Origin of the sequence: Saccharibacillus endophyticus (assembly GCF_013185185.1) — a bacterium.
In the GTDB taxonomy this organism is placed as follows: domain Bacteria; phylum Bacillota; class Bacilli; order Paenibacillales; family Paenibacillaceae; genus Saccharibacillus; species Saccharibacillus endophyticus.
Genome location: NZ_JAAZWE010000016.1, coordinates 1 through 2580, shown reverse-complemented (window position 1 = coordinate 2580; position 2580 = coordinate 1). Strand labels below are relative to the sequence as shown.

Genomic DNA, 2580 nt, shown 5'->3' with positions numbered 1-2580 from the left:
GAAAAAATGCGCGGCCAAATCCGCGGTTTGGAACAAGCGCAGCGCAACGTGCAGGACGGCATTTCGTTCGCGCAAACAGCTGAAGGCGCAATGAACGAAGTCAGCTCGATGCTGGGCCGGATGAAAGAACTGAACGTGCAAAAAGAAAACGGTACGTACGGCGACGGCGACAAGTCGAACATCAATGCGGAATTGAACGCCTTGGGATCGCAGATCGACAGCATCATGACGAAAACGACGTTCAACGGAATCAATATCAATAAAGGTTCGGGTACTTCGAACGTTGTATCGATTCAAGCGGACGATTCCAGTTTCAAAATTTCGATCAACAAGGTAGACAGAACAGGCTTTAGCGGTTTGGACTCGACGACGACATTGGCGGAAGTCAGCACGGCGATCGAAAATGTAGCCAAGCAGCGTGCTGATCTCGGCGCCGTGCAAAACCGTATGGAATACACGTCTAACAACTTGGGAACGACCGTCGAAAACCTGACGGCATCCGAGTCGCGGATCCGCGATACGGACATGGCGAAGGAAATGGTCGCTCTGTCGAAGAATAACATCCTGCTGCAAGCTTCGCAGTCGATGCTGGCGCAAGCCAACCAGTCGCCGCAAGGCGTATTGTCGCTGCTTCGTTAAGTTCGAAAAGTTTTTGCTTGAAAAGATCCTGCTTATGCAGGGTCTTTTCTTTTTTTAATCGGGAAGCATCGATTTAAATTCTTCGCGGCTCTTCAAAACGGTTGACGAACCGTCGATATAATTAACAAGGCGAGATACAGGGCAGATTGCCGAATATCTCAGCTTAACCAACCACACGGATGTGGGAATAACCAATTCAGGGAGGAAACAAATCATGATTATCAACCACAATATTCAGGCCGTAAACACGCACCGCAACATGGGGCTGAACAGTGCCGCAGCAAGCAAGAACATGGAAAAACTGTCTTCGGGTCTTCGCATCAACCGTGCGGCGGACGACGCGGCGGGCCTGTCGATCTCGGAAAAAATGCGCGGCCAAATCCGCGGTTTGGAACAAGCGCAGCGCAACGTGCAGGACGGCATCTCGTTCGCGCAAACGGCGGAAGGCGCGATGAACGAAGTCAGCTCGATGCTGGGCCGGATGAAAGAACTGAACGTGCAAAAAGAAAACGGCACGTACGGTGACGGCGACAAGTCGAACATCAATGCCGAGTTGAACGCGTTGGGTTCGCAGATCGACAGCATCATGACCAACACGAAGTTTAACGGAATCAAGATCACTTCGAACGTCAGCATTCAAGCGGATGACTCCAGCTTTACGATCTCGATTTCCGGAGTCGCTACAGCCGGCTTCACAGGTTTGGATAAAGATACTTCGTTGGCAGACGTAAGCTCGGCTATCGAAAAAGTAGCCACGCAGCGTGCGAACCTCGGTGCGGTCCAAAACCGTCTGGAATACACGTCGAACAACCTGGGTACGACTGTCGAAAACCTGACGGCATCCGAGTCGCGCATCCGCGATACGGATATGGCGAAAGAAATGGTCGCTCTGTCGAAGAACAACATTTTGCTGCAAGCTTCGCAATCGATGCTGGCGCAAGCCAACCAATCGCCGCAAGGCGTATTGTCGCTGCTTCGTTAATTTCCGACACTGATTTTGTTTTTTAAAGGTCCTGTTTTTACAGGATCTTTTTTTTGCAGAGCTCTTCATAACGAAGCAAGATGAGTCGATATAACTAGTAAGGCAGGAGAAAGGCACAGGTACACTTACTGAGCCATATTCGGCTAAAATAACCACACGGATGTGGGAATAACCAATTCAGGGAGGAAACAAATCATGATTATCAACCACAATATTCAGGCAGTAAACACGCACCGCAACATGGGACTGAACAGTGCCGCAGCGAGCAAGAACATGGAAAAACTGTCTTCGGGTCTTCGCATCAACCGTGCGGCGGACGACGCGGCAGGCCTGTCGATCTCGGAAAAAATGCGCGGCCAGATCCGCGGTTTGGAACAAGCGCAGCGCAACGTGCAGGACGGCATTTCGTTCGCGCAAACGGCGGAAGGCGCGATGAACGAAGTCAGCTCGATGCTGGGCCGGATGAAAGAACTGAACGTGCAAAAAGCAAACGGCACGTACGGTTCCGGCGACAAAGCAAACATCAACTCCGAGTTGAAAGCTCTGGGTTCGCAGATTGACAGCATCATGACTAACACGAAGTTCAACGGTATCAGCATTACATCGAATGTCAGTGTTCAAGCGGACGATTCGAGCTTTAAGATTCAAATCAATGGTGTAAGCAGAACCGACTTTACTGCACTTGGTAGCGGTACGACTCTCACGAACATCAGCAAAGCGATCGAAACGGTAGCTAAAGAACGTGCGAACCTCGGTGCGGTACAAAACCGTCTGGAATACACGTCCAACAACTTGGGCACGACCGTGGAAAACCTGACAGCATCCGAGTCGCGGATCCGCGATACAGACATGGCGAAGGAAATGGTCGCTCTGTCGAAGAACAACATTCTCTTGCAAGCTTCGCAGTCGATGCTGGCGCAAGCCAACCAATCGCCGCAAGGCGTATTGTCGCTGCTTCG

General features: G+C 51.0%; 3 protein-coding genes. All 3 read left to right on the top strand.

Annotated elements, in window-relative coordinates:
- A partial coding sequence (locus tag HRQ63_RS25690) for a flagellin (protein ID WP_172247952.1) occupies window positions 1-639 on the top strand: 639 nt, incomplete at its 5' end.
- Between the two features lie 214 nt (window positions 640-853).
- On the top strand, window positions 854-1621 hold the full coding sequence (locus HRQ63_RS25685) for a flagellin N-terminal helical domain-containing protein (RefSeq protein WP_172247951.1): 768 nt from the start codon (window positions 854-856) through the stop codon (window positions 1619-1621).
- 195 nt (window positions 1622-1816) lie between these two features.
- Window positions 1817-2580, top strand: a 764-nt coding sequence (locus HRQ63_RS25680; protein ID WP_172247950.1) for a flagellin N-terminal helical domain-containing protein, incomplete at its 3' end; no start/stop codon positions are given.

Bases quoted from the DNA above. Each gene is read 5' to 3' on its own strand.
- HRQ63_RS25685 (WP_172247951.1), top strand. From the start codon at position 854: ATGATTATCAACCACAATATTCAGGCCGTAAACACGCACCGCAACATG.